The 26683-nt window shown below is 73.6% G+C and carries 23 protein-coding genes; 13 read left to right on the top strand and 10 right to left on the bottom strand.

The features are described from left to right. The first annotated feature begins 56 nt into the window (after positions 1-56). From acpP to O0S08_RS16230, 10 genes are all read left to right on the top strand, one after another. Positions 57-302: an acyl carrier protein gene (acpP, locus tag O0S08_RS16185; RefSeq protein WP_269040050.1), complete on the top strand. Its 246-nt coding sequence runs from the start codon at positions 57-59 to the stop codon at positions 300-302. A gap of 9 nt (positions 303-311) precedes the next feature. Continuing rightward, complete coding sequence (gene fabF, locus O0S08_RS16190; protein WP_269040051.1) at positions 312-1550, top strand: beta-ketoacyl-ACP synthase II; 1239 nt, start codon at positions 312-314, stop codon at positions 1548-1550. Positions 1551-1557: 7 nt separating this feature from the next. Continuing rightward, positions 1558-1998, top strand: coding sequence for a ribose 5-phosphate isomerase B (gene rpiB / locus O0S08_RS16195; RefSeq protein WP_269040052.1), 441 nt, complete (start codon positions 1558-1560; stop codon positions 1996-1998). A gap of 1 nt (position 1999) precedes the next feature. Then, entirely contained in the window at positions 2000-2611 is a 612-nt protein-coding gene (gene nrdR, locus O0S08_RS16200; protein WP_269040053.1) for a transcriptional regulator NrdR, read from the top strand. Continuing rightward, the gene (ribD, locus tag O0S08_RS16205) at positions 2608-3843 is read left to right on the top strand and encodes a bifunctional diaminohydroxyphosphoribosylaminopyrimidine deaminase/5-amino-6-(5-phosphoribosylamino)uracil reductase RibD (protein ID WP_269040054.1); all 1236 of its coding nucleotides are present in this window, start codon (positions 2608-2610) and stop codon (positions 3841-3843) included. Before nrdR ends, ribD begins: the two co-directional genes overlap by 4 nt. Positions 3844-3903: 60 nt before the next feature. Further along, a complete protein-coding gene (locus O0S08_RS16210) occupies positions 3904-4647 on the top strand; it encodes a riboflavin synthase (RefSeq protein ID WP_269040055.1) in 744 nt (247 codons plus the stop codon). A gap of 9 nt (positions 4648-4656) precedes the next feature. Beyond that, positions 4657-5817 carry a 3,4-dihydroxy-2-butanone-4-phosphate synthase gene (ribB, locus tag O0S08_RS16215; protein ID WP_269040056.1) on the top strand — a complete coding sequence of 387 codons (1161 nt, stop codon included), beginning with the start codon at positions 4657-4659 and terminating at the stop codon, positions 5815-5817. After that, on the top strand, positions 5810-7117 hold the full coding sequence (gene coaBC, locus O0S08_RS16220) for a bifunctional phosphopantothenoylcysteine decarboxylase/phosphopantothenate--cysteine ligase CoaBC (protein WP_269040057.1): 1308 nt from the start codon (positions 5810-5812) through the stop codon (positions 7115-7117). The genes ribB and coaBC overlap by 8 nt, the downstream gene beginning before the upstream one ends. 925 nt (positions 7118-8042) lie before the next feature. Next, complete coding sequence (locus tag O0S08_RS16225; protein WP_276082602.1) at positions 8043-8744, top strand: uracil-DNA glycosylase; 702 nt, start codon at positions 8043-8045, stop codon at positions 8742-8744. Between the two features lie 205 nt (positions 8745-8949). Then, on the top strand, positions 8950-9600 hold the full coding sequence (locus O0S08_RS16230) for an HU family DNA-binding protein (RefSeq protein WP_269040059.1): 651 nt from the start codon (positions 8950-8952) through the stop codon (positions 9598-9600). A gap of 135 nt (positions 9601-9735) precedes the next feature. Here the strand turns inward: O0S08_RS16230 and O0S08_RS16235 are convergent, their stop codons facing one another. Next, entirely contained in the window at positions 9736-10320 is a 585-nt protein-coding gene (locus tag O0S08_RS16235) for a hypothetical protein (protein WP_269040060.1), read from the bottom strand. 325 nt (positions 10321-10645) lie between these two features. On the opposite strand from O0S08_RS16235, the gene O0S08_RS16240 reads away from it, so the two are divergent. Continuing rightward, positions 10646-11239, top strand: a complete 594-nt coding sequence (locus tag O0S08_RS16240; protein WP_269040061.1) for a TetR/AcrR family transcriptional regulator — start codon at positions 10646-10648, stop codon at positions 11237-11239. Here the strand turns inward: O0S08_RS16240 and amrB are convergent. From amrB to O0S08_RS16255, 3 genes are read right to left on the bottom strand one after another with little or no spacing between them, the layout of a single operon-like run. Continuing rightward, entirely contained in the window at positions 11211-12494 is a 1284-nt protein-coding gene (gene amrB / locus O0S08_RS16245; RefSeq protein WP_269040062.1) for an AmmeMemoRadiSam system protein B, read from the bottom strand. The two genes, O0S08_RS16240 and amrB, sit on opposite strands and share 29 nt — an antisense overlap. Positions 12495-12496: 2 nt before the next feature. Next, positions 12497-14185: a hypothetical protein gene (locus tag O0S08_RS16250; RefSeq protein ID WP_269040063.1), complete on the bottom strand. Its 1689-nt coding sequence runs from the start codon at positions 14183-14185 to the stop codon at positions 12497-12499. A gap of 28 nt (positions 14186-14213) precedes the next feature. Further along, positions 14214-15578 (bottom strand): hypothetical protein, encoded by a 1365-nt coding sequence (locus tag O0S08_RS16255; RefSeq protein ID WP_269040064.1) that lies wholly within the window; start codon positions 15576-15578, stop codon positions 14214-14216. An 81-nt stretch (positions 15579-15659) separates the two neighbouring features. Between O0S08_RS16255 and queA the strand changes: the two genes are divergently transcribed. Then, positions 15660-16703, top strand: coding sequence for a tRNA preQ1(34) S-adenosylmethionine ribosyltransferase-isomerase QueA (gene queA, locus O0S08_RS16260; RefSeq protein ID WP_269040065.1), 1044 nt, complete (start codon positions 15660-15662; stop codon positions 16701-16703). An 82-nt stretch (positions 16704-16785) separates the two neighbouring features. Here queA and O0S08_RS16265 read toward each other — a convergent pair whose 3' ends face one another. The 6 genes from O0S08_RS16265 to O0S08_RS16290 all read right to left on the bottom strand — a co-directional run bounded on the left by O0S08_RS16265 (position 16786) and on the right by O0S08_RS16290 (position 26161). After that, the gene (locus O0S08_RS16265) at positions 16786-17499 is read right to left on the bottom strand and encodes a nucleotidyl cyclase domain-containing protein (protein ID WP_269040066.1); all 714 of its coding nucleotides are present in this window, start codon (positions 17497-17499) and stop codon (positions 16786-16788) included. A gap of 458 nt (positions 17500-17957) precedes the next feature. Further along, a complete protein-coding gene (locus O0S08_RS16270; protein WP_269040067.1) occupies positions 17958-18953 on the bottom strand; it encodes an undecaprenyl-diphosphate phosphatase in 996 nt (331 codons plus the stop codon). A gap of 355 nt (positions 18954-19308) precedes the next feature. Beyond that, positions 19309-21054 (bottom strand): GTPase HflX, encoded by a 1746-nt coding sequence (gene hflX / locus O0S08_RS16275; protein WP_269040068.1) that lies wholly within the window; start codon positions 21052-21054, stop codon positions 19309-19311. 34 nt (positions 21055-21088) lie between these two features. Then, positions 21089-22846 (bottom strand): response regulator, encoded by a 1758-nt coding sequence (locus tag O0S08_RS16280; RefSeq protein ID WP_269040069.1) that lies wholly within the window; start codon positions 22844-22846, stop codon positions 21089-21091. Positions 22847-22993: 147 nt separating this feature from the next. Further along, entirely contained in the window at positions 22994-23371 is a 378-nt protein-coding gene (locus O0S08_RS16285; protein ID WP_269040070.1) for a response regulator, read from the bottom strand. A 159-nt stretch (positions 23372-23530) separates the two neighbouring features. After that, positions 23531-26161, bottom strand: a complete 2631-nt coding sequence (locus tag O0S08_RS16290; protein WP_269040071.1) for an AAA family ATPase — start codon at positions 26159-26161, stop codon at positions 23531-23533. A gap of 95 nt (positions 26162-26256) precedes the next feature. Between O0S08_RS16290 and O0S08_RS16295 the strand changes: the two genes are divergently transcribed. Next, entirely contained in the window at positions 26257-26592 is a 336-nt protein-coding gene (locus O0S08_RS16295; protein ID WP_269040072.1) for a (2Fe-2S) ferredoxin domain-containing protein, read from the top strand. Positions 26593-26683: the final 91 nt, after the last annotated feature.

Raw genomic sequence — 26683 nt, forward strand, 5'->3', positions numbered from 1 at the left:
GCCCGAGTTCATCCGCTTTGTTCGCCGCTTGTGACCCGTCTGGAGAGGGAACCAGTATGACGACATCCGACATCGAGAAGCAGGTCATCGAAATCGTCCGTGAGCAGCTCGACGTGAAGCCCGAGGACTGCACGCTGGACAAGATCTTCACCGACGACCTCGGCGCCGACTCGCTGGCGATCGTCGAGCTCGTCCTCGCGTTCGAGGAGCACTTCGAGATCAAGATCCCCGACGAAGAGGTCGAGAACATCAAGACCGTCGGCGACGCGGTGAACTACATCCGCGCGCGCCGCAAGGCCTGAGAGGTCCATGTGACGGGGCGTAGGGTCGCGGTCACGGGAGTGGGGCTCATCAGCCCGCTGGGCGTCGGCAACGACGAGAACTGGCGGAGCTTGTGCGCGGGCAGGTCGGGGATCGGGCCGATCACGCGGTTCGACGCGAGCGCGATGACGACGCGCATCGCCGGCGAGGTGCGTGACTTCGACCCGACGCGCTGGATCCCCAAAAAAGAGGTCCGGCAGATGGACCTCTTCATCCAGTACGCGATCGCGGCCGCGGCGATGGCGGTCGAGGACGCGAAGCTGGGGCCGCCCGACGACCCCGAGCGCTTCGGCGTCTACGTCGGCGCCGGCCTCGGCGGCCTGCCGGTCCTCGAGGCGACGCACGACTCGCTGCGCGAGAAGGGGCCGCGCCACGGCATCAGCCCCTACTTCGTGCCGGCGATCATCGTCAACCTCGCGCCCGGACAGATCTCGATCCGCCACAACTACCGCGGGCCGAACATGAGCCACGTGTCGGCCTGCTCGACCGGCGCGCACAGCATCGGCGAGGCGTTCCACCTGATCGCCCGCGGCGGCGCCGACGTGATGATCGCGGGCGGCACCGAGGCCACGGTCTCGCCGCTGGCCGTCGGCGGGTTCGCGTCGATGCGGGCGCTGTCGACCCGCAACGACGAGCCGACGAAGGCGTCGCGGCCGTTCACGCTGAGCCGCGACGGCTTCGTCCTCAGCGAGGGCGCGGGGCTCGTGATCCTCGAGGAGTGGGAGCGCGCCAAGGCCCGCGGGGCCCGGATCTACGCCGAGATCGTCGGCTACTCGGCCACCTCGGACGCGCATCACATCACCGCGCCGTCGCCCGACGGCGAGGGTGCGCAGCGGTGCATGCGGCTCGCGCTGCGCGACGCCGGGCTCGCCCCCGAGGCGGTCGGCTACATCAACGCGCACGGCACCTCGACCAGCGCCGACGCGACCGAGACCGGCGCGATCAAGGCGGTGTTCGGCGAGCACGCGCGCAAGCTGGCGGTGTCGTCGACGAAGTCGATGCACGGCCACCTGCTCGGGGCCACCGGCGGGCTCGAGGCGGCGATCTGCGCCCTCGCGCTGCACCACCAGGTGCTGCCGCCGACCATCAACCTCGACGACCCCGATCCGGAGTGCGACCTCGACTACGTGCCGCACGAGGCGCGCAAGGTCGCGGTCGACGTCGCCCTCTCCAACAGCTTCGGCTTCGGCGGCACCAACGCGTGCCTCGTGCTCAAGCGAGTAGGCTAGGACGACCATGCGCGTGCACCTCGGCAGCGACCACGCGGCGATCGACCTCCGGCGCGAGCTCGCGGCCGCGGTCGCGGCGTTCGGCCACGAAGTCGCGAGCGAGACGGGGCCGTCGGCGGCCAGCGAGTCGGTCGACTACCCGGACGTCGCGGTGGCCGTCAGCGGGCGCGTGAAGGCCGATCCGGGCTCGCTCGGCCTCCTGGTCTGTGGGACAGGTCAGGGCATGGCCATGGCGGCCAACAAGCAGGCGGGCATCCGCGCCGCGGTGGTGATGGATCCGTTCAGCGCGGCGATGGCCCGCGAGCACAACGACGCCAACGTGCTCTGCCTGGGCGCGCGGGTGGTCGGCGTCGAGCTGGCGAAGGTCCTGCTCAGGACCTTCCTCGACGCCCGCTTCGCCGGGGGGCGACACGCCCGGCGGGTCGAGAAGCTGGAGCCCGGGGGGTAGGTTGCTCTGCCCGGTCTGCCGCAGCGGGAGCATCAAGGTCCTCGACTCGAGGGAGAGTCGGGACGGCGGTGCGATCCGGCGGCGGCGGGCGTGCCTCGACTGCAACCACCGCTTCACGACGTATGAGCGCATCGAGACGACCCCGCCGGTCGTGCTCAAGCGCGGCGGCGGCAAGCAGGCGTTCGACCGCAACAAGATCCGCGCCGGGCTGCAGCGCGTGTGTCACAAGCGGCCGGTCGACGACGAGCAGATCGAGGCGCTGATCGGCGCGGTCGAGCTGTGGGCCGCGACACGCGGGGAGCGGGAGATCCGCGCCGAAGAGATCGCCGATCGCGTCACCCGACTGCTCCGTCCGCTCGACCTCGTCGCGTACGTCCGCTACCTCGCCAGTCACGGCGTCTATCACAACGTCGACGAGTTCGTGCACCTCTTGAACCAGATGGAGAAGGCCGCGCACACCAGCCCCGAGGGCCAGCGCACGCTGTTCGAGATCGACGCGCGCGGGCAGATCCAGGTCAGCGCGCCGAGCCGGCTGTTCGTCGAGGCCGAGGACGAGGCTGACTCTGGGGACAGGTCGGCCGCGGCCGCGGTGCCGGACAGCGAGGTCTCGTGATCACGCCGGAGCTGGCCGATCTGCTCGGCGGAGCGAGCGGGGTCGCCGACGACGGGCCGGCCGCGCTCGCGGCGGCGCTGGCGAGCGTGCCGACGGTCGGCGAGTCGGCCGAGGCGCGGGACGTTCGACTGATGGGCGCGGCCGTTGCCCTGGCCCGCTCCGGCACCGGCGCGACCTACCCGAACCCGTGCGTCGGCGCGATCGTCGTGCAGGGCGAGCGGGTCGTCGGCGCCGGCCGCAGCGCGGTCACCGGGGGGCCGCACGCCGAGGTCTCCGCGCTTTCGCAGGCCGGTGCGGCCGCGCGGGGCGCGACGGTCTACGTCACGCTCGAGCCGTGCTCGCACTTCGGTCGCACGCCGCCGTGCACCGGGGCGCTGATCGCCGCCGGCGTCGCCGAGGTCGTGGTCGGCGCGCTCGATCCGGCCGCCCACGCCGGCGGACGCGGCCTCGAGCTGCTGCGCGCGGCGGGCATCCGCGTGCGCCACGGCGTGCTCGCGGGCGCGTGCGCGTCGGCGCACGAGCACTACCTGCACCACGAGGCGACGCGGCTGCCGTTCGTGACGTTGAAGATCGCCTCGTCGCTCGACGGCCAGATCGCGGCTGGCTCGGGGGACAGCAAGTGGATCACCGGCGAGCCGGCGCGGCGGCTGGGGCACTGGTTGCGGGCCCGTCACCACGCGATCGCCGTCGGCGCCGACACTGTGCTGCGCGACGATCCCGCGCTGTCGGTGCGCATGGTCACCGGCGTCGATCCGCTGCCGGTCATCTTCGACAGCGCGCTGCGCGTGGCGGGGGCAGTGAGGCGGCCGACGCTGTTGCGTCCGGGCACTGTGGTGCTGCACACCGGGCGCGCGCCGGCCTCGGCCCAGCGGGCCGTGGAGGAGCTGGGCGTGCGGCGCATCGAGCTGGCCGGCGACGCCGAGGGTCGGGTCGACGTCGGCGGGGCGTTGCAGGCGCTGGGCCAGCTGCCGCTGCGTTCGCTGCTGGTCGAGGGCGGCGGGCGGATGATCGCCAGCTTCGTCGCCGCCGGCGCGTGGCAGCGGTTCTATTGGTTCCATGCGCCGGTGGTGCTCGGCGACGGGAGGCCGGCGGCGGCGGGGCTCAAGGTCGCGGCGGTCGCCGACGCCATGCGGCTTCGTCCGCTGCTGCGCACCGACGTCGGGGTCGACGGGCTCACCGTCCTGAGCCCGCCCGGGGACCCCGCCGTGGACCCCGCTGAACGCGAGAGATGACGCGAGCGGCGGCCGCTGCGGGCCGTCGCACCGGCCGGTGATCTGTGCCATAACCCCCGCATGTTCACCGGCCTCGTGCGCGGCGTCGGCACTGTCGAGCGCGTGATCCCCGGCGCGCAGCGACGCACCTTCGTGATCGCCTACGCCCTGTCCGAGGGCGATCGCAGCCTCGGCGCCAGCGTAGCGATCTCCGGCGTGTGCCTCACCGTGGTCGCCTCGACCGCGCGCGACTTCACGGTCGAGGCGGCGTTCGAGACGCTGGCGGTGACGACTCTCGGCGAGCTGCGAACGGGCAGCCGCGTCCACCTCGAGCCGGCGCTGCGCCTCGGCGACGCGCTCGGCGGGCACCTCGTGTCGGGCCACGTCGACGGCCTCGCGCGCGTGCGCAGCCGGGTCGTCCGCGGCGACGCGCTCGAGGTGTGGTTCGACGTGCCGGCCGAGCTGGCGCGCTTCATCGCCGTCAAGGGCAGCGTGTGCGTCGACGGCGTCAGCCTCACCGTCAACGAGGTCGACGCCCGCGGGTTCGCCGTCGGCCTGATCCCGCACACGCTCGCGGTGACGACGCTGGGCGAGCGCAAGGTCGGCGACGCGCTCAACCTCGAGGTCGACCTGATGGCCCGCTACGTCGCCCGCCTGCTCGGCGCCGGCGACGAGCCGGCCCGCGCCGCCGCGCCGCCGCTGACGCGCGAGGCCCTGGCCCGCGCCGGCTACCTCGGCGCGGCCGACTACCATGGCACACCTGACTCTGGGGACAGGTCCGAAGCGCCATGTCCCGAAGCACCTGTCTCTGAAGACAACCAGTAGCACACCATCATGAGCGAAACGACCAACTACGAGCACGTGGAGCGCTGCATCGAGGTCATCCGCCGCGGCGGGATGATCGTCCTCGTCGACGACAAGGACCGCGAGAACGAGGGCGACCTGGTGACCGCGGCCGAGCACTGCACGCCGGAGCAGGTCAACTTCATGTGCCGGTGGGGCCGCGGGCTGATCTGCCTGGCCCTGACGGCCGACCGCGTGCGCGAGTTGCGGCTGCCGATGATGGTGCCGACCGATCCGGGGCACATGGGCACCGCGTTCACCGTCTCGATCGAGGCCCGGAGCGGCGTGACCACCGGCATCTCGGCGGCCGACCGTGCGCAGACGATCCGCGTCGCCAGCGACGAGAAGTTCGGCCCGCACGACGTGGTCAGCCCGGGCCACATCTTCCCGCTGCGGGCCCAGACGGGCGGCGTGCTGGTCCGCTCGGGTCACACCGAGGGCTCGGTCGACCTGGCCCGCCTGGCCGGCCTGCGCCCGGCCGGCGTGATCTGCGAGATCATGCGCGACGACGGCGAGATGGCCCGCATGGACGACCTCGAGGCGTTCGCGCGCACGCACGACCTGCCGATCCTGACGATCGCCGACCTGATCGGCTACCGCCTGCAGCGCGAGACGCTGATCGAGGAGATCGCCCGTCAGCCGCTCGAGTCGCCGATCCTCGGCATCACCGCGCAGGACGGGTGGACGATGCACACGTTCCGCTCGACGGTCGAGCCGGCCAGCTTCTACGTCGCGCTGTGCAAGGGCGACCTCCACCAGCGCGAGGACGGCGACGACGCGGTGCTGCTGCGGGCCCAGCGGGCGCAGGTGCTCGAGGACGTGTTCGGGGTGACGGGCGACGGCGCGGCCAGCCGGATGCGCGCGAGCCTGAAGCAGATCGATCGCGCCGGCCGCGGGGTGTTCCTGTACGTGCTCGGCCACCGCTGGCCGTCCGACCCGCTGCTGACGTCGCGCAACGCCGAGGCGGCGCCGGCGCTCAAGCCCGCGGAGGCCGGCTTCCGCGACTTCGGCCTCGGCGCCCAGGCGCTGCGCAGCCTCGGCATCCACCGCATCAAGGTGATCACCAACAACCCGCGCAAGATCGTCGGCCTGTCCGGCTTCGGCATCCACACCGTCGGCGCCGAGCCGCTCGAGGAGGGGGCGGTTGGCTGAGGCTGGCACGACGGACATGTCCCAGGGGACACGTCCGCGCGGCCGTCGCGTCCTGCTGATCGTCAGCGGCGGGATCGCGGCCTACAAGACGCCCGAGCTGGTGCGTGCGTTCGTCGCCGCCGGCTGCGAGGTCCAGGTGGTGATGACGCCGGCGGCCGCGGCGTTCGTCAGCGAGCTGTCCCTGGCGACGGTGTCGACCCGGCCGGTGCGCAAGCGGCTGCTCGACCCGGAGGAGGAGGGCCACGTCGGTCACATCGAGCTGGCCGACTGGCCCGACCTGGTGGTCGTCGCGCCGGCGACCGCCGACCTGCTGGCGCGAGCGACCGCGGGGATGGCCGACGATCTGGCGGCGACGGTGCTGCTGGCCACGCGCGCGCCGGTGCTGTGGGCGCCGGCGATGAACACCAACATGTGGCGCCACCCGGCGACGCAGGCCAACCTGGCGACGCTGCGCAGCCGCGGGGCCGAGTTCGTCGGGCCCGACCGCGGGCAGCTGGCGTGCGGGTGGATCGGCGAGGGCCGCATGATCGACCCGCCGCTGATCGTCGCCGCCGCGCTGGCGAAGCTCGAGGCTCGCGGTCCGTGGGCCGGCAAGCGCGTGCTGGTCTCGGCCGGGCCGACGCGCACGTACATCGACCTGGTCCGCTTCGTCACCAACGCGTCGACGGGGGCGATGGGGTTCGCGCTGGCCGAGGCGGCCCGGCACGCCGGCGCCGAGGTGACCCTGGTGGCCGGGCCGGTCGAGCTGGCGACGCCGCAGGGCGTGCGCCGCGTCGACGTCGAGACCGCGGAGCAGATGTACGCCGCGCTGGAGGGCGAGCTGTCCCAAGAGCCCTATGACTGGGTGGCCATGGTCGCGGCGGTGCAGGACCTCGAGGTCGACGGCGGGGCCGCGCGCAAGCTCGAGAAGGCCGAGCTGCTGACCCGGCTGCCGACGCTCGGCTGGCGAACGGCGCGCGACGTCCTCGCCGCGCTCACTGCCCGCTACGGCCGCGGCGCGCCGGCCGGGGCCCCGCGCTCGCGCTTCCTCGGGTTCGCGGCGCAGACGGTCGAGGATGGCCCCGAGGACAGGTTGCAGCAGGAGCTGATCCGCCTCGGCGAGGCCAAGCTGCGGGCCAAGGGCGCCGACGCGATCTTCGTCAACCGCGTCGGCGCGCCCGGGGTCGGCTTCGCGTCGGCGACCAACGCCGGGCTGCTGCTCGCGTACGACGGCGAGGCGATCGCGGTGCGCGCCTCGGGCCCGCCGATCGCCAAGGCCGCGCTGGCGACCTGGCTGCTCGACGCGCTCGTCACCACGTGAACGGGAGGATCTCGTGGAGGGCGATCGACGCGAAGCGACGCGGAGGCTGGCGGTCCAGTTCGTCGCGCATTTGCGCCACCTCCGGGAGTTCCGGGGTCTGGCGTACGTGTCCGCCGCGCCGTCCCCACGTCGCGCGCCCGAGCCCGAGCGCGCGGTCGCGGATCCGACCTGGCCCTCCGGACAGGTGACCGCCGAGCGAACCGCGAGCGCGCGCGCACCGACCTGGCCCGAAGGCCAGGCCGGATCCGCCCCGGCGCCGCGCGAGTCGCACGAGTCACCACCAGGGCGCGCACAGCCCGGTCCGCCGCCGCGCGAGCGGCCACAACCTCGCGCTGCGGGTCCGACGCAGCCGTCCTCGGCGGGTGAAGAGCTGCCGCCGAACGAGTGGTCGCGCGAGCGGCCACAACCTCGCGCTGCGGGTCCGACGCAGCCGTCCTCGGCGCGCGAAGAGCTGCCGCCGAACGAGTGGTCGCGCGAGCGGCCGCAACCTCGCGCCGCGGGCCCGACGCAGCCGTCCTCGGCGCGCGAAGAGCTGCCGCCGAACGAGTGGTCGCGCGAGCGGCCACAACCTCGCGCCGCGGGCCCGACGCAGCAGTCCTCGGCGCGCGAAGAGCTGCCGTCGAGCGACTGGTCGCGCGAGACGCCGCCGCAGCGGCCCGCGAGCCCGGCGCAGCCGTCCTCGTCGCGCGACGGCCCGCCGCCGAACGACTGGTCGCGCGAGACGCAGCGGCCCACGAGCCCGACGCAGCCGTCCGCGATGCACGACGGTCCGCCGCCGAACGACTGGTCGCGCGAGGTGCCGTCGCAGCGGAGCGCGCCGCAGCCGTCGCGACCTGCGAGTCCGGAGCCGCCGCGCGCCGCGAACCCGCCGCAACCGTCGCGCCCGGTGGAGGCGCCACGGCCCCGGAACGTCAGCCTGCCGCTGGTGGATCCGTCAGGGCCGCCGCGCGCGGCCGAGGGCGGAGGTCCGCCGCGCCCGGCCGGCGACGCGGGGCTGCGCGCGCAGGCTCAGGCGTGGACGCCGGCGCAGAAGCTCGAGTACCTGCAGACTCGCAACGTCGGCGACTGCACGCGTTGCAAGCTCGCCAAGACTCGCACGAACATTGTATTCGGGGTCGGCGACCCGAACGCCCGCGTGATGTTCATCGGCGAGGCGCCCGGCGCGGACGAAGATCGGCGCGGCGAGCCGTTCGTCGGCGCGGCCGGTCGGCGGCTCACACAGTGGATCGAGCGCCTGGGCATGAAGCGCGAGCAGGTCTACATCGCCAACGTGCTCAAGTGTCGCCCGCCCGGCAACCGCGACCCGGCCGTCGAGGAGATCGAGAAGTGTTCGCCGTTCCTGCGGGCCCAGGTGCGGGCGATCCGTCCCGACGTGATCGTGGCGCTCGGCAGGTACGCGGGGATATTGCTGATCGGCACCGAGCAGGATCTGAAGTTGGCACAGATGCGCAACCGTCGTTGGACCTACGACGACGCCGGTGCGGGCCTGCAGATCCCACTTCACGTCACGTATCATCCATCGTACGTGATCCGACGCGAGGGTGAACTCCCTCCGGGTCAACGAAACCCGGCCGACGACACGGTGATGTCGGACCTCGAGCGAGCGCTGCGCGTGCTGCGAAGTTGATCTCCTCATGCACATGCAATGCCCGGATGAACGACGGAATTTCACCTGCGAAGCGCTGTGGAGAATGTCGTTGCGAGCGCGTTGCGCCGCGAAATTCCAGGCGTCCAAATTTTCGGCGCGCGTCGTGTCAGCGGCTGGTGCTGTTCGGCAGTACAGTTGACGTGTCGCGTCGCCACTTCTACAGTCACGGTTCTGTGGCGACGCGATGACGAAGGCTGAACTCATCGAAAAAATCGCACGTAGTCGTGACCTGCCGCCAGACATCACGAAGAAGTGTGTCCAGCAGATCCTCGAGATCGCCTTCGGGGAGCTCTCCGCTTACTTCGTCAAGGCGCGGGTCACCCGGGCCCAGAGCCCGCGCTTCACGTTCCCCGGCTTCGGCACCTTCACCAAGAAGAAGCGCTCGGCTCGCAAGGGCGTCAACCCGCGGACGCTCGAGCCGATGACGATCGACGCCGCGTTCACGATCGACTTCCGCCCGGGCGTCGAGCTGCGCGCCAGCCTCAACGCCCCGGCCGGCAAGTCCGCCCCGGCGGGCCGCAAGCGGCGTACGAGCCCGGCGCAGCTGGAGCTCCAGCCGCCGAGCGTCGACCCGACCGAGCTCGACGAGGTCGACGAGGACGAGATCGCCGAGGAGGCCGACGAGGCCGATGAGGCGCTGATCCTGCGCCGCCGCTTCACCGCGCGCGAGGACCTCGACGAGGACGACGCCGACGACGAGTTCGACGAGGTCTCGCTCGCGGTCCTGCGCCGCCAGGAGCCGGCCGACCCGCGCCTCGAACTGCCGCCCGCGCCGATGCAGCGCGCCGACCTGCCCGGCCGCCGCGCCCACGCGCGCACCGGCTCGCGCTCGTAGGGCTGTCCGAACGGACATGAACGAAGGGCCATGGCCTCGCGGTCATGGCCCTTCGAGCGTGCCCGAACGGACATAAAAGAAGGGCCATGACCTCACGGTCATGGCCCTTGTTTCACTGCGGGACGGGCGAGGGGATCACTGCGGCGCGGCCAGCTTGGTGTCGTTCTTCGGCGGCTCGGTGGTCTTCGGCGCGGCGGTCAGGCCGACGGGGCTGGTCTTCTTGGGCTTGGCGGTGCCGGTGGCGATGGTGCCGGGGCCGGTCTTCGGCTTGGTCTCGCCGGCGCTGATCGTACCGACGCCGGGCTTGGGCGCCTCGCCCTCGCGCGTGGTGACGAGCGACGCGCTCCGCGGCTCGGTCGGCTGGCTGCCCGGAGCGGCGAGCCGCGCCGAGGTGGTGACGGCGGTCGGCGTGCCGGCGCGGGTCGGCTTCGGATCTGCGGTGTCGGCGCGGGCCGGAGCGGGCGCGGGGTCCGGCGTGGCAGCGGGCTCGGTCGTCGCAGCGGGCTCGGGCTCAGGTGCAGGAGCGGGGGCAGGCTTGGCCGCGGGAGCCGGAGCAGGTGTGCTCGTATCGACCGCGGCCTGGCGCGCCGGCTTGCCCTTGCCCTTCTGGGTCCCGTTGGTGGTCCCCGGTGTCCCTGAGCCGCGAGACGACGAATACGAGAAGGAGCAGGCGGGCAGGGTGAAGGCGAGGGCCATGAAGACCGGAAGCAGCTTGCGCATAAAACCTCGGCGTCCAGGACGCGCGACTTAGTGTCTTATTCAGGAGGGGGTCGGGCCAAGGGGTAGCGTCGCGCAGGGCGGCATCGCCCTCTGGCAGCGAGCTCACGACGACGGAGATCGACGCACGCGAGGGCCGATACCGCCCGCGAAACGCGGTCGGGTCGATCCGCGGGCCTGGCTGGGTCTCCGCGGCCGTTGGCGGCGAGAGGGCCGATATCACCCGTCGTTTGTGAGGCTGCGAGGCGGCTTTACAGACCGGTGGGGGTCTCCGTTAGCGTGGTGACCAGGGGGCGCCGCCGCGGCGCCGGGAGGGTGGGGAGCAGCGATGACACGCCAGAAGATCGATGACCAGCGCAAGCAGCAGATCCGGGCTGCAGCGACGCGGTGCTTCGTGCGCCGCGGCTACTCCTCGACGCGGCTCCTGGACATCGCCCGCGACGCCGGTCTCAGCAAGGGCGGAGTTTATTTCCACTACAAGGCCAAGGAGTCGCTGTTCCACGACATCCTCGACGCGCAGCTGCAGGCCCTGCAGGAGCGCTGGGCGGCGGACGTGCCGCCGGACCTGCCGGCCGACCGGGCGCTGGCGCAGGTGGCCTCGAACCACCTCCGCCTGTTCGTCGAGCACGGCGACGAGGCGAAGCTCTGCAACCTGCTGGTGACGATGTCGGGCCAGATCCAGGAGTACCGCGAGAAGCTCGAGCGCACCTTCGCCGAGATGCGGACCGCCTACGCCGAGATCGTCCGCCGCGGCGTCGAGCAGGGCGTACTGAGCGGCGACCCGCAGGTGGTCGCTCGCGGCATCATCGCCGTGATCTACGGCCTCGCGGCCCAGGCCTCGGTCGACCCGCAGGGACGGATCCCGCTGACGGTCGAGCAGGCCGTCGAGCAGATCATGCGACTCGCGGGCTCGAAGGCGTGAAGTCGTCGTCGCCGGGGTCGCCCACCGGCCGGGTGAAGCGGACCCCGCCGAGGCCGACCCAGCCCTCGTCGCCGCCGACCGGTCGGCCGGCCGCGTAGGCGACGAGGTCGGCCCCGTAGCCGACGGGGAACAGGCGCGCAGCGGTCAGCAGCGCCGCGGTGCCGCTCGGCGGGTCGAGGCCGGGGACGTCCTTGCAGCAGCGGCCCAGCTGGTCGGCCCGGCCATCTGCCAGGGCGGCCAGGACGGCCCGGTCGCGGGCCATCAGCGCCGCGACCCGATCCCTCGTCAGCGGCGGCCGGCCGTACGCCGGGCCCTCGTGCCCGAGCTCGGCGGTCACCCACCACAGGACGCGCCTGTCCTCGAGGACATGTTCCATGGTGGCGAGGAAGGCCTCGACCGGCCCGCCCTCGTCGAGGTCGACTGCGCCCGGGCCGCACAGCACCGGGAGCACCGGAGGACATGCTCCATCGTACAGGTGCTGAAGGACAGCCGCGGCGAGCTCGAGGCTCATCGCCTCGCGGTGGCGGATCTCCTCGCGGCGGATCCACGGCAGCCGGCGGTCGAGCGCCCGCACCAGCGCCGGATCGGCAGGCAGCTCGCCGCGCGGGGTGGAGTAGCGCTTGTCGGTGATGACGAACGGCTGCAGGCCGGGGTGGTAGTCGGTGCCGAGGACGACGACGAGGTCGATGTCGCGGGCGCGCGGGAGGCCGCGCAGGACCTCGTCGCACAGGCCGGCGGCGGCGCGCGCGGCCGCATCGGCGGGCGCGTCGGGGGCGGGCAGCGGCTGGTGCGGGAGCAGCACGCCGAGCGTCGCGGGGCCGTCGCTGAACCTGGCCGAAGGGTCAGGTATGGCCGAGGTCAGCAGTTCGGCGAGCGCGGCCGGATCGTCGGGGTAGAGCAGGCCGGCCCAGCGCGGGCGGCGGACCGGGCTGGTCAGGAACTCGCGGTGGATGGCCTCCCAGCGGGCGCGGAAGGCGGCGTCGTCGAGGTAGCCGGCGGCCTCGAGGTCGCGCACCAGCGCCTCGAGGTCGGCGAGCTCGATGTCGAGGATCCCGCGCATCGCCAGCGACTGGCGGATCTGCGGGACCGTGCGCTGGCCGTCGAGCGCGTCGAGCACGACCGAGGCCTCCTGCGGGAAGGCGATCTGTTCGCTGAGACCCGTCGGATCGCGCAGGACGAGCAGCGCCTCGTCGCCGCGCTGCAGGTTGAGGCGCTCGACCTTGCGGAGCCTGGGCTTGTCGCGGCCGGTGGACATGGTCAGCTGCCCGCGCAGGGGTCGTCGAGGTCGGGGAAGAGGCCGCGGACGGCCCGTTGGGCGCTGGTGGCGAGCTCCTGGCGCTTGCCCGCGGCGCACAGGGCCTGGCGCACGTCGTCGGTGGCCGGGCCCTCGAGCCGCTGCAGCGCGCGCACGAGGCGGAGCGCGACCGCGAGGTCGTCGGTGCTGCGCAGCACCGCGGCGACGACGTCGGCGCCGCCGGAGCCGTGACGATCGACGAGCTGACGCGCGGCCTCGGCCCGGCGGTCGACGTTCTGAGTGGCGTCGACGACCACGGCCTGCAGCGCCGCGAACGCGTCCGGCCCGCCGCAGCGGCCGAGCGCGGCCAGGACCTCGCGCGCGACGGTGGCGTCCGGCTCGAAGGTGTTGCCGCTGGTGGTGGTGCCGTCGCGCAGGCGGCGGAGGATCGCGGTGCCGCACGGGCCGTCGACGCGCGCGAGGGCGGCGGCGCGGACCTCGGGCCAGGCGTGGCGTTGACTGAGGTCGAGCCAGGCGCCGTCGCCGGGCAGCGCGGCCACGGCGAACGCCGCGGTGGCGACGCGCGGGGCCTCGGCGCCGATGAGCTGCAGGCGCTCGACGAGGGCGGCGGCGCGGGTCGGATCGAGGCCGGCGAGCGCGAGGCTGCCGAGGATCTCGCTGCGCAGCTCGACGCGCTTGTCGGCAGGCAGGTGCTGCTCGGCGAGGCGCGCGAGCACGTCCTGCGCGGCGGGCTCGCTGCGGCGAGCGACGAGCACGCGGATGGCGGCGACGCGGGCGGCGAACTCGCTCGCGACGTCCTCGGCGAGGGCGGCGGCGCGGCTGGTGAAGGCGCTGTCGTCGGCGCCGCCGAGGGCCGCGCGCAGGAGCACGAGGCCGGGCAGGCGCGCCGGCTCGCCGACGGCGAGGGCCGCGTCGACGACCTGGATCAGCTGCGCGCGCTCGCTGAGCGAGGTATGAGCGCGGCGGACGATCGCCTGGCGCAGCGCGGCGCGCAGGCTCGGCGCGCCGAGCCCGACCAGCGCGACCAGCTCCGGCAGCTTGTCGGCCGGGGTGACGGCGACGAGGTCGGCGATCAGGAGCCCGCGCAGCTCCTCGCTGAACGACTTCTCGGCGATGAGGCCCGTCAGCGTCGGCGCGGCCGCGGGGCCCTGCGCGCGCAGGATCTCGCGCCACGGCTCGGCCGCCGGCAGCTCGATGCCCTGCTCCTGCGACTGCTTGACCGCGGCGGCGACGTCGCGGCGCAGGGCCTCGGCGAACAGCGGGATGTCTTCGGGTCGGGCGATCCCGCCGAGCAGCGCGAGCAGGCGGCGCTGCTCGGTGGTGGTCGGCGCCGGCGTGGCGGCCATGCGCGCGGTGACCAGCGGGGCGGCGACGCCGGGGTTCTGCTCGAGGCGGGCGCGGGCCTGCAGGTAGTCCTTGCCGCGGCCGGTCAGCACGACCTCGATGTCGGCGGCGGCCTGCTCGGGGCCGTAGACCGGCGGGGCGGCGACCGGCGCGGGCGCGGGCGCGGCGGGCTTGGCCTTGCCGCCGCGGGCCGGGGCGAGGGCGGCGATCAGGGCTGGCCGTTCGGACATGCCCGAACGCACCTGGCCCATCGGACCTGGTCTCTGGAGCATGCTCGAACCGCCAGGTGCCGCGCCGGCGAGCGCGAGCCAGGCGAGGAGCGGGACGGCGGACAGGGGGGTCGCCACGGGGGACAAGACTGCCACGCCTCGGCGTTCAGCGCAGCACGATCGTCTCGATCTGCCGGCGCGACAGGACGTACGAGAGGAGCAGCGCGCGCTTGTCCGTGGCTTGAGTCACGTCGAGCAGGCGCAGGAACTCGGCGCTGTCGGAGTCCGACTCGGCCTGGTTGGCGATCATCCGCTGGACCACCTCGACCAGCGCGCCGGCCTTGAGCGGGGTGTCGGTCGGCATGCGGAGGAAGAAGCCGAAGTACTCGTGGGCGACGCCGGCCATCTGCAGGCCCTCGGGGCGGGGCAAGAGCAGCTGGAGCAGGCCGCGGCGGCCCTTCGACATGTTGCCGAAGCCGAGCTCCTGCACGGCGGACTCGGTGGCGACGGCGAAGAAGCCGGCGTCGACGGGCACGCCGACGACGAGGCGGTCGACCTCGCGGGGCAGCGTGCGCTTGCCGCGGGCGAAGTTGGCGGCGATCTCCGCTATCACCGTCGGCGGCGCGACGATCAGGTCGTCGCCGTCGAGCACGCGCAGCAGCACCTCCTCGCCCTGGTAGCGCAGCGGGGTGAGCGCCCAGGTGTCGCTGCCGCGAGTGATCAGCCGGCCGGCGGCGGCCGCGGCGGCGAGCTTGGCGGCGAGATCGGGGATCTCGAGGATCGCCGCGGAGCGGCGGAAGTCGCGGTGGGCGAGGGCGAACGCGCCGCGCGTCCAGGCCGCCGCGGTGTCGTCGCCGAGCGCGCGCGCGACCTGGCAGGTGGCGTCGGCGAACACCGGCTCGGGCCGGCGCGGGCGGCCCTCGGCCTCGGCCTGGGCGCGCCGCTTCTTGTACGCCTCGGTCCGCTTCTTCTCCTCGGCGACGACGTCCGACATGGCCTTTTGGACAGTCACACCTGTCTCTCTGGCCTTGCGCTGGGCCTTGCGGAGGATCCGCAGGTCGTCGAGCTGGTCGCGCACGTGCGGGTCGCAGGTCATGACGTACTCGGCGATCTCGTCGAGCTGCTTGGCCAGCGGCGCGGCCATGAGGCGCTGGATGTGGGCGTGGAAGACGACGTCGAAGTCCTTGGGCAAGAAGCGGGCGGTGTACGGCAGGTGCCCGCGGCGGGTGTCGGTCTTGCCGGCGTCCCAGAAGCGGCGCAGCGCGGCCTTGAGGTCCTCGGGCCGGTCCTCCTTCTCGTACAGCTTGACCAGGCGGAGGAGGCCGTCGGTGACGAGCTCGCGGCGATCGGTGCGCTCCTCGAGCAGCGCCTCGAAGTGCTCGATCGCGCAGTCGCGGCGCTCGATCTCCTCCATGCAGTGCACGCCCTTGCGGTGCAGGCGCTCGGCGCCCGATTCGCCGCCGCGGGCGGGCGCGGGCGCCACGGCGAGCAGGGCGAGGGAGGCGGCGGCGACGAGTGTGCGGGGGGACACCGGGGCGAGCATGGCACTTCCGCCGCGGCCGCGACCACTTGTGCGCGGCGGCGCGGGTGTGTCAAAACCCGCGCGTCCTTCATGGGTCCGGAAGCCTACGACTACGTGTTGCCGCAGGAGCAGATCGCCCAGACGCCCGCGGCGCGGCGCGGCGACGCTCGCCTGCTGGTGGTGCGCGACGCGGGGTCGCCGGTCCACGCCCGTGCGCGTGAGCTGCCGCGCTTCCTCGATCCGCGGGCGCTGGTGGTGGTCAACGACTCGCGGGTGGTGCCGGCGCGGCTGCGGGTGCTGCACGGCACGCGCGAGCTGGAGCTGCTCGTCTGCGATCCGCGGCCGGGGCTCGGGCCCGGGCAGACGTTCCGCGCGTGGGTCCGCGGGGCCAAGCGGCTGCGCCCCGGCGACGTCGTGCGCTGCGGCGAGTGGGCCGCTCGCTACCTCGAGCCCGACGTCGTCGACCCGCGCGCGCGCGTGTTCGCGGTCGAGGCCGGCGAGTGGATGGGCGCGCTGCAGAGCCGCGGGGAGGTGCCGCTGCCGCCGTACATCCGCCGGCCCGAGGGGCCGACCGCCGACGACGCGAGCCGCTATCAGACGATCTACGCCGCGCAGCCGGGCTCGGTGGCGGCGCCGACGGCCGGGCTCCACTGGGAGCCCGAGGTGCTGGAGCAGCTCGACGTCGTGCGCGTCACTCTCCACGTCGGGCCGGGCACGTTCCTGCCGCTCGAGGCCGAGGACGTGCGCGAGCACAAGGTCGGCGCCGAGCGGGTCGAGGTCGACGCGGCGGCGGCGGCCCGGATCGCGGCGGCCAAGGCGGAGGGGCGGCCGGTCGTGGCGGTGGGGACCACGGCCACGCGCGCGCTCGAGGCGGTGGCCCGCGCCGGCGGCGGGATCGTGGCGCCGTTCTCCGGCAGCACCGACCTGGTGATCGCGCCGGGCTTCGAGTTCCGGTTGGTCGACGCGATCGTGACCAACTTCCACCTGCCGCGCAGCTCGCTGCTGATGCTGGTGTGCTGCCTCGGCGGGCGCGAGCGGGTGCTGGCGGCCTACGCCGAGGCGGTCGCGGCCGGCTACCGCTTCTACTCGTACGGCGACTGCATGCTGCTGACGCGCGCCGACGCGCCGCGGTAGACAGGCTGTCCTCGAGGGCATGTCCTCGAGGGCATGTTCATAAAGGTATGGCTATCAGGACATGTCCTGGGGATCATGTCCTTTAGGGCTCGAAGGTCGCCGACCACGCCTCGGTGCTCGCGCCGCAGCGGTCCTCGAGGCGGAGGGCGGCCCGGTGCATGCCGTCGCGGACGATGACGCCGAAGTCGAGCGCGAGCCACACGTTGCTCGCGGCGGTGCCGCACGGGAGGTCGGGGGGCAGGTTGCCGGCGCCGGCGCCGCCCTCGACCTCGTCGAGCACCTCCGTCACCTGCAGGCCGCACGCGAGCGCGCAGCCCGGGTGCTCGTACGGGACGAGGACGGCGACGCGGGAGCCGATCTCGATGGCGTCGAGATCGGCGAACTCCCCGTCGACGAACCATCTCGGCTCGCCGAGGGTCGGCGCGCCTCCGCATGGCCCGGCGTCGGTGCACCACTCGGCGAAGGGGTCGGACTGCCAGCTCTCGAGACCGTCGAGCCCGCTGGCCTGACTGGGTCGCATCTCGACGACATAGATCCGGAGCGGCAGGTCCTCGGGCGGCGCCGTTTCGCTCGAGTTGCCCGTCGCTGTGCCGGGCTCGAGCTCGGTGGTGCCGGTCGCGGTGGTGCTCGTCGGCGTGGGATCGGCCGTCGTGCCGGTGGTCGCGGGCGAAGGGCTCGAGGTGCTCGTGGCGCCGTCGCCCTGCGAGGTGGAGGTGGCGTCGCCGTCGGTGTCGGCCGGGGGCTTCGGGGCGCAGGCGAACAGGGCGAACGAGACGAGGGCCGAGCGGCGGTGCATGGGCCGATGATAGCGAGGCGGGCGCAACGGCCTCGCCCGGCGATCGGACGTCGCGTGGCGATGCTCGCGGTCCGGCGCGCAGGTTCAGCAGAAGCAGGCGCACGCGGAGGAGCTTCGTCCGCGAAGCCGTCGCGGATTCAACCGCTCGACGAGGCCGTCCTCGAGCTCGAGGAAGTACAGGCGGCTCGCGCGAGGCCGAGGACCACGAGGTAGGGCACGAAGGGCATCACGCCGACGCGGACGAGCAGGACCAGGAGCACGCGCAGGGTGGCGACGCCGACGACGAAGTGAGCGGTTCGGCGGCTCGAGTCGGCTCAGCCGAGGGCGAGGACGGCGAGGCCGAGGACCACGAGGTAGGGCACGAAGGGCATCACGCCGACGCGGACGAGCAGGACCAGGAGCACGCGCAGGGTGGCGACGCCGACGACGAAGTGAGCGGTTCGGCGGCTCGAGTCGGCTCAGCGGAGGGCGAGGACGGCGAGGCCGAGGACCACGAGGTAGGGCACGAAGGGCATCACGCCGACGCGGACGAGCAGGACCAGGAGCACGCGCAGGGTGGCGACGCCGACGACGAAGCTGACGAAGAAGCCGATGGCGAAGGCGAGGGGGTCGGCGGCGGGGAAGCCGTCCTTCATCAGGCCGATGGCTTCCTTGAGCGAGGCGCCGAGGATGGCGGGGATCGCCAGGAGGAACGAGAACCGGGCCGCGGGCAGGCGGCCGAGGCCGAGGGCCATGGCGGCGGCGATCGTCGAGCCGCTGCGCGAGATGCCGGGCAGGATGGCGACGAGCTGGGCGAGGCCGATGAGCACGGCCTGCTGCGGCCGCGGGACCTCCAGCGGCCGCTGCTCCCGCCGGGTGCGCCACTCGGCGAAGCCGAGCATGGCCGCGGTGACGAGGAAGCAGACGCCGATGGCCTTCGGGTGGTGCTCGGCGGCGATGACGAGGTTCTCGACCGGCGGGGCCAGAGCGGCCGCCAGCGGCAAGGTGCCGAGGACGAGCGCGAGCAGCAGGGCGCGCGCGTCGGTGGGGGCGCTGCCCGAGACGGCGTTGCTGTCGGGATGGACATGTCCTGAGAGACTTTCACTGCCGACGGGGCCGGTCGCCGCGCGAGCCGCGGGGTCGGTGGTGGCACGAGCGGCTGCCACGGTCGGGCTGACTGATCGGGCATGTCCGGAAGTGCCTGGCGTATCGGGCATGCTTCGAGGGACATGTCCGGGACGCAAGACGCCGCGGGCGATCGCCAGCAGGTCGTCGCGGTAGTGGATCAAGACGGCCAGCAGGGTGCCGGCGTGGACGACGATGTTGAAGGAATGGCCGCCGGCGCCGGCTTCCAGGCCGGCGACGCGCTCGGCCAGGGCGAGGTGCCCGGAGGAGGAGATCGGCAGGAACTCGGCGACGCCCTGGAGGGCGCCGAGGAGGGCAGCGAGGCCGGGAGTGAGCTCGGTCGCAGGCATGGCGTTCAGGCGGTAGGAGCGGGCGCCCGGGCGGGTACGTCTCGGGGCGGCCGGGCATTTCGCGTGGTCGGTGGGGACGCAGCGAAGGGCGAGTCGCGGTGCACGGGGGACGCAGCGAAGGGCGAGCGCTGGACGAGGAAGTCGCGGTGCACGGGGGACGCAGCGAAGAGCGAGCGCTGGACGAGGGAGTCGCGGGGCACGGGGGACGCAGCGAAGGGCGAGTGCTCGACGAGGGAGTCGCGGTGCACGGGGGACGCAGCGAAGGGCGAGCGCTGGACGAGGGAGTCGCGGTGCACGGGGGACGCAGCGAAGGGCGAGCGGTCGGCGGCGACGGACTCGCTATGCACGGCGGACGTCACGACTCGTCGTCGCCCGGGAACGCGGCGGGTCGCTCGATCTTCCCGCGCTCCCACAGGTGATTCTCGATCGCCTGCATCAAGGGGAAGGTGCTGCGGCGGTCGAGGGCGCTGATGAAGAAGGTGTCGGGACCGGCCTCGGCGCGGCGGACCGCGAGCTCCTCGGGGTCGAGCAGGTCGCACTTGTTGAAGACGAGCAGGCGCGGGACCTTGCCGGCGCCGAGGTCACCGAGGATCCCCTCGACGGCGGCGCGCTGCTGGTCGCGGTCGGAGTCGCTGGCGTCGACGACGAGCAGCAGCAGGTCGGCGTCGGCGACCTCCTCGAGGGTGGCGCTGAAGGCCTGCAGCAGCGCGGGCGGGAGGTCGCGGATGAAGCCGACGGTGTCGAGCAGGACGACCTCCCGGTCCTCGGGGAAGCGGATCCGCCGGACCGTGGGATCGAGGGTGGCGAACAGCTTGTTCTCGGCCAGGACCTCGCTCTGGGTGACCGTGTTGAGCAGGCTCGACTTGCCGGCGTTGGTGTAGCCGACGATCGCGACCACCGGCACGTTGGTGCTGCGGCGCAGGGCGCGGCGCTGGTCGCGACGCTGGCGCAGCTCGTCGAGGCGGCGCGTGAGGGCGTTGATGCGCTCCTTGGCGCGGCGGCGATCGATCTCGAGCTTGGTCTCGCCCGGGCCGCGCCCGCCGATCCCGCCGGCCAGCCGCGACATCGCGGTGCCCTTGCCGATCATCCGCGGCAGCATGTAGCGCAGCTGGGCCAGCTCGACCTGCAGCTTGCCGTCGGCGCTGCGGGCGTGCTGGGCGAAGATGTCGAGGATCAAGGTGGTGCGGTCGATGACCTTGAGCTCGGTCTCCTCGGCGATCGCGTGCGCCTGCGAGGGCGTGAGGTCGGGGTCGCAGATCAGGAGCTCGCAGTCCTGCTCGAGCGCGCGGACGATGACCTCGCGCAGCTTGCCGGCGCCGAGGAAGGTGCGCGGGTCGGGCTGCGGGCGCCGCTGGGTCACGAGGTCCATCAGCTGGATGCCGGCGGTGCGGCACAGCTCGCGCAGCTCGGCGATCCGCGCCGGGACCTCGGGGCCGCCGCCGTGGACCATCAGCGCGGTGGCCTTGGTGCCGCGCGCCTCGGCGCGGGCGTCGGTGGTGGCGGCGACGAGCCGGGCCTCGAGCTCGCGGATGAAGGCCGTGAAGTTGATCGGGAGGTCGGGCGCGCCGGGCGGCGGCGGGGTCTCCTCGTCGGGCCGCGTCGACAGGTCGGGGCTGAGCGTCGAGACAGGAACTCTGGGCCAGGTCCGCAGCGTGAACACCTCGGCGGCGCCGGGCGCCGCCGGGGTGAGGTTGGCGAGGTCGAGCTGGATGCCGGCGGGGCCGCGGTGGACGGCGGCGACGAGGTCGAGGCGCAGCTTGGCGAGGTCGGCCAGCTCCTCGCGCGTGAGCGGGTCGGGCACCAGGTGGGTGACGATCAGGCGGATGCCGCGGAGGCGGCCGAGGGCGCCGCGGACGCGGGCGAACTCCGGCAGGCTGAGGCTGTGCGCGTCGCCGAGGATGACGCGCTCGACCTGGCCGCGCCGGTCGATGAAGAGGCCGAGCTGGCGGCCGAGCTGGTGCGAGAGGTCGAGCAGGTCGCGCGCGAGGGCGGCCGAGATGACGCGGTCGGCGGGCACGCGGCGCTCGCCGAGCCGCTGCAGGGCCCGCGACTGGCTGCTCTTCAGGTTGGCGGTGTCGCCGTGGAGGCGGTCGGCGCTCAAGCGGTCGTTCCTCGAAGATGGCCTTCAGGACAGGTCAGAGGTCGTCGTCTTCGAGCAGCTTGAGGCCGACGGCGAGGGCCTGCTGGGCGCGCTGGGCGGCGTCGCGGCGGCGGGCGAGCAGGGCCTCGGAGCGGTCGAGCTGGGCGCCGAGCTCGTCGACCTGGTGCTCGAGGCCGGCGATCCGGCGGTTGGCGTCGCCGGCGGCGTCCTCGGCCTGGGCGCGGCTGTCGGCCAGGGCGTTCTGCAGCGCGCCGAGCTCGCCGCGCGCGGTCTCCTCGGCCTGCGCCAGCGTCTGCTGCAGCTGCTGGATCTCCCGCCGCGCCGCTTCCTCGGTGGCCGCCAGCGTCTGGGTCAGCTGGCTGACCTGCAGCCGCGCGTTCTCCTCGGTCTCCATCAGCGCCTGCGACATGCGCTCGCGCTCCTGCTGGGCCTGGTCGCGCAGGCTGTTCAGCTGGCTTTGCAGCTGGCCGAGGGCGGCGCGGTGGTCGGCCTCGCGCTCGTCGATCTCGCCATGGTGCTGGCGCGCGAGCGACTCGAGGGCGGCGACCCGCTCGGTCTCGGCGTCGGCGAGGGCGCGCTCGACCTCCTGGCGGCCGTGCTCGAGCTGCGACTCGAGCTCGGCGACGCTCTTGCGCGCGCTCTCGAAGCCGTCGACGAGGCTCGCGACCTGGCCGTTGGACTCGATGAGCTGGTTGGTCAGGCGGTCGCGCTCGCTCTCGAGCTCGGCGACAAGGCCAGCCTGCATCTCCATGCGCTGCTGGGCCTCGGCGAGGGCGATGGCGGCCTTGTCGCGGTCCTGGGCGTTCTGGGCGCGGAAGGCGGCGAACTCGGTCTCGGTGTCCTTGAGCTTCTTCTGCGTGACCTCGAGGCGGGTCTTGACGCCCTCCTCGCGCTTGAGCGCGGTCTGCTTGTCGCGCACCGCGGCCTCGACGTTCTCGCGCGACGACAGGATCTGCTCCTGGGCGGCGAGGACCTGGTTCTCGAGCTCGGTGATCTGGGCCTGCAGCTCGCGCTGGAGCTTCTTGGCGTCGATGATGGTGCGCTCGCGCGACTCGAGCTCGTCCTTGAGCGTGAGGATCTCGCGGCTGCGGGCGTTGAGCTGGCTCTTCAGCTGCAAGACCTCGCGCTGGGCCTTGAAGCCGCCGGGGGCGAGGGAGGCGTCGGACATCTCCGAGTCGGGCGGCGGCAAGGCGCCGGAGCCCTCGCGCGGGATGGCCGACGAGGGCTCGTCCTGGAGGGCGTTGAAGCCGTCGGCGAACTCCTGCTCGAAGGCCTGGCGGTTGTCGCCGCTGCGCGCCGGGGCCTCGCGCAGCTCGATCTCCAGGCGCTCTTTCGGGCGGCCGGAGCGGGCCGGCTTGGCAGCCGCGTGGGGCGGGTTCGCGCTCGCGCCGCCCTCGCCGGTGGAGGCGGCCTTGGCCTCGCCGATCGACAGGACCGGGCGGATGGCGGCGACCAGGCGCGACTCGTCGAGCGGCAGGCGCAGGTAGTCGTCGGCGTGGGTCTTGAGGTTGCGGTGCTGCTCGAACACGTCCTCGCTGACGTTCGAGGAGTACATGATGAGCGGGATGCGCTTGGTGTCCTCGTGACGCCGCAGGCGGTTGCACACCGAGAAGCCGGACGTCAGCGGCAGCTCGGCGCGCAAAAAGATGATGTCGGGTGCAGCCTGGCGCGCGACGTTGACAGCCTCCGGCCCGTTCTCGGTGATCGTGAACTCGAAGCCGTAGGGGGCCAGGATGTTCTTGAGGGTGGCCGGGGTCTTGCCGTCCGCGTCGATGATCAGCGCTGAGTGCACGTGGGCCAAAATATCCGGCCTTGCTCGCTTCTACCAGGGGCGACGGGCCGGTCGCTGGCTGCCTGCATAACGACGTTCTACGGGGCAAGGCGAGGATCCGCGGCGGTGGCTTCGGCGGCCTCGTCGCGCGGTCACCGCGAGACCGCTTCACGCGCTCGCGGGCAAGCAAGCGGCCACGGCGGCGAGGACGCGGGCGGGGTCGAAGGGCACGTGCAAGTAGGCGCTGGCGCGGGTCCGCAGCTTGCTGTGACCATCGAACACTTCGGGCGAGACGTCGCTGGCGTAGAGAATGAGCGGGATCGCCCGGGTGTCGTCGTCGCGTCGCAGGCGGTTGCACACCGAGAAGCCGGACGTGCCCGGCAGCTCGACGCGCAGCAGCACCAGCGCCGGCGCGTCGGCCCGCACGCGCGCGACGGCCTGCTCGGGGTCGGTCAGCACGACCGCCGGCAACGAGCGCGCGGCGAGGATCGTCGCCAGCCGGATCGCCAGCCGCGGGTCGGCCTCGATGATGAGCGCGGGCGACACCGCGGCGCACGGTAGCACGCAGGCGGCGTCGCCGACGAGGGCCGTGTGCGGGGCGTGTCGACCCTGCCTCGCTCGCGTCGCTCGCCTGTGACGCGAGCGAGGCGCGTGGCCTCGGTCTTCTGGCCTTGTGCGAGCACGGGGCCGCGAGCCCGAGCGAGGTCAGGCGCGCGAGGCTAGCAGGACCAGCGCGCCGGCGTGGTCGAGATCGACCTCGACCTGCATGCCCGCGCGGATCTGGCCGCGCAGGATCGCGTCGGCGAGCAGGGCTTCGACGCTGCGCGTAAGGACATGTCTCAAAGGACGTGCTCCGAGGGACATGTCCTTTCCGCACAGGCCGACGACGTGGTGGGTCGCGGCCTCGGTGAGGCGGTAGCGGATCCCGCGCTCGCGCAGCAGGCGGTCGGAGGAGGCGCGGACCAGGCGGGCGCAGATCCGGGCCAGCTGGGCCTCGCCGAGCGGGTGGAGCACCAGCGGGGCCTCGATGCGGTTCCACAGCTCGACCGGGAAGGCGGCGCGGGCGGCCTCGAGCACGCGGGCCTCGTCGAGGCGGGCGTCGCCGGTGGCGTCGAGGCAGGTGGCGCCGAGGTTCGAGGTCATGAGGATCGCGGCGTGGCGGAAGTCGATGGTGCGGCCGCGGCCGTCGGTCAGCCGGCCCTCGTCGAACACCTGCAGCAGCAGCTGGTGGACGTCGCGGTGGGCCTTCTCGATCTCGTCGAGGAGGACGACGCAGTGCGGCTGTTTGAGCAGCGGGTCGGTCAGCGCGCCGCCCTGCTCGTGGCCGACGTAGCCGGGCGGGGCGCCGACGATCCGCGCGACCGCGTGGGCCTCGGCGTACTCGCTCATGTCGAGGCGGACGAACGCGTCGGGGCGGTCGAACAGGGCGCCGCACAGGGCCTTGGCGATCTCGGTCTTGCCGACGCCGCTGGGGCCGAGCAGGAGCACGGTGGCGATCGGGCGCTGCGAGCCGAAGCCGGCGCGGTTCCTGCGGATCAGCTGCGAGATGGCCGACAGCGCGTGCTCGTGGCCGACGACCTTGCGCGCGAGCTCGGCCTCGAGCTCGAGCATGTCCTGGTGGCCCTGGCCCTCGAGGCGCTCGCGCGGGACGCCGCTGCGCTCGCAGACGATGTCGATCCAGGTGTCGCGCTGGACGGCGCCGCGGCCCTCGCGGGCGGTGCGGGCGCAGGCGAGGTCGAGCAGGTCGAGGCTGCGCCCGGGCTGGGCCAGGCCGGCGAGGAAGCGGTCGGCCAGGCGCACGAGCTCGGCCAGGCGGCTACCTGACCCGAGAGACAGGCCGTGCTGGGCCAGCACCGCGGGCGCGGCCGCGGCGACGGCGGCGCGCAGGTCGTCGCCCTCGAGCGGCTGCAGGGTGACGAGGTCGAGCGCGGCGGTCAGGCCGGGCGCCCAGGCGCCCAGGCGGGCCTGGCCCTCGGGCGAGGCGACCGCGACGATCGGCGGCTGTCCCGAAGACCAGGCCTTGGCGAGGGCGCCGAGCAGCGCCGGCGGGCCGTCGCCGCCGAGGCGGTCGAGGTCGTCGAGGATCGCCACGCCGCCCTGCTTGGCGACGGCGGCGAGGTCGGCGCGCAGGCCGTCCTCGTCCTCGTAGCGGGTCGCAGACAGGTAGAAGACCGGCTGGTGCAGCAGGCCGGCGAGGTGCTTGGCCACCAGGGTGCGCCCGCTGCCGGCGGGGCCGACGAGCAGCGGCGGGCGCGGGGAGCGGCGCAGGACCGCGTCGGCAAGGCGCGCCAGCTCGCCCTCGCGGCCGTGCAGCGGCGGCAGGGCAGCCGGGTCGATCGGGACCAGGCGGTGGTTGCGGGGCTCGGGCTGGGGCGCGGGAGCGGGGCGCGCCTCGGGCTCGGCGGCGGTCGCTACCTGCGCGTTCGCACCTGGCCGCGGGGACAGGGCAAGAGCGCGGCCGGGACGGGGCTCGGGCCGGGCGAGCAGGCGCGGCTGCTCGCGCGCGGGGCGGCGGGCGCCGGGGGCGTCGGGCTGACCTTGGGGCCAGGTGCGATTCGGCTGGTCTTCGGGCCAGGTGCGGGCGCGGGCCGGGGGATCGTCGGGCCCGCGGGCGGCGTCGAGGCGCTGCCGCGCAGGATGGTCTTCGGGCCAGGTGCGGAGGTCGACCGGACGGGCCGGTTCGAGCCGGGTCCGAGGCTGGTCTTCGGGCCAGGTTCGGGCGCCGCCGCGGGTCGGCCGGGCGCCCTCGTCGGACCAGCCGCGAGGCTCGGCGCGGGCTGGAGCGGCGCGCGCGGACAGGTCGGCGGCGCGGCCGTCGGTCAGGGAGCGGCGCACCGGGCGGTCGCCGCGGGCGGTCGACATCCGCTGGACGACGGGGCGGCGCGGCCCGGCTGTCTCTCCAGACATGGCTGATCCGACATGGCGAGCGGGACCTGTCCCATTGAGCGCGGCGGCCTCGAGCGCGCGCAGGCGATCGATGAGGAGCTTGCGCAGGGCGCCGCAGGCGGCGCCGGCCCGCTCGAGCAGCTGGTAGGCGTGCGAGTCGGCGGAGCGGACGAGGGCGAGCAGGAGATCGAGGTCAGGATCGGCCGCGCGGCCGCCGCGCTGGGTGATCCGCAGGCGCCAGTCGGCCGGCTCGGTCTCGACGTCGGCGTGCAGCTCGTCGACGATGGCGCGCAGGCGGGCGACGTCGAGCCCGTGCGCGGCGAGGACGTCCTGGACCGAGTCGGCGGCGCACAGCGAGATCAGCAGCTCGCACGAGCAGCCGGCCCGCGGCCCGGCAGGCGAGGTTCGGCGCGAGCCGCTGCGCACGCCAGGCTCCGGGGGTCCGATCATGGAGCGACGCTACTCGCCGCGCGCCGGACCGCCAAAAAACCGGCAGACGAGCGACTTGCGGGGCCTGGGCGTTGTTCGCTACAAGGCCCGGCGCCATGCGTAGGTTCCAGATCCTCGTCTGCGACGGTCCGAGCTGCGGCATCACCCACGAGAGCGACCGCCTGGTGACGCTGCTCAAGGCGGGGATCGCGGCCGACCAGGAGCTGAAGGCCCGCTGCCACGTGGTGGCCTACAACTGTTTCGGCCGCTGCAGCGAGGGCCCCAACATGTTCGTGCGGCCGCTGGCCCCCAACGAGAAGGGCGAAGTCGAGCCGCGTGAGGTGAGCGGGCCCGGTTTTTACCCGGGCGTGGATGAGGAGAAGGCGACGCGCATCCTCGAGCAGCACGCGGGCGAGGGGACGCCAGTGGCCGAGTGGGTCGAGGAGTATTGAGCCGGCGCCGTGGGCGCGAAAATTCGCTGCCGAGGTACGGGTCGCCGCGGGGCGGCGACGCGGACCTGGACATGTCGTTCGGGGCATGTCC

Source organism: Nannocystis punicea (genome assembly GCF_026965555.1).
Taxonomy (GTDB): Bacteria; Myxococcota_A; Polyangia; order Nannocystales; family Nannocystaceae; genus Nannocystis; species Nannocystis punicea.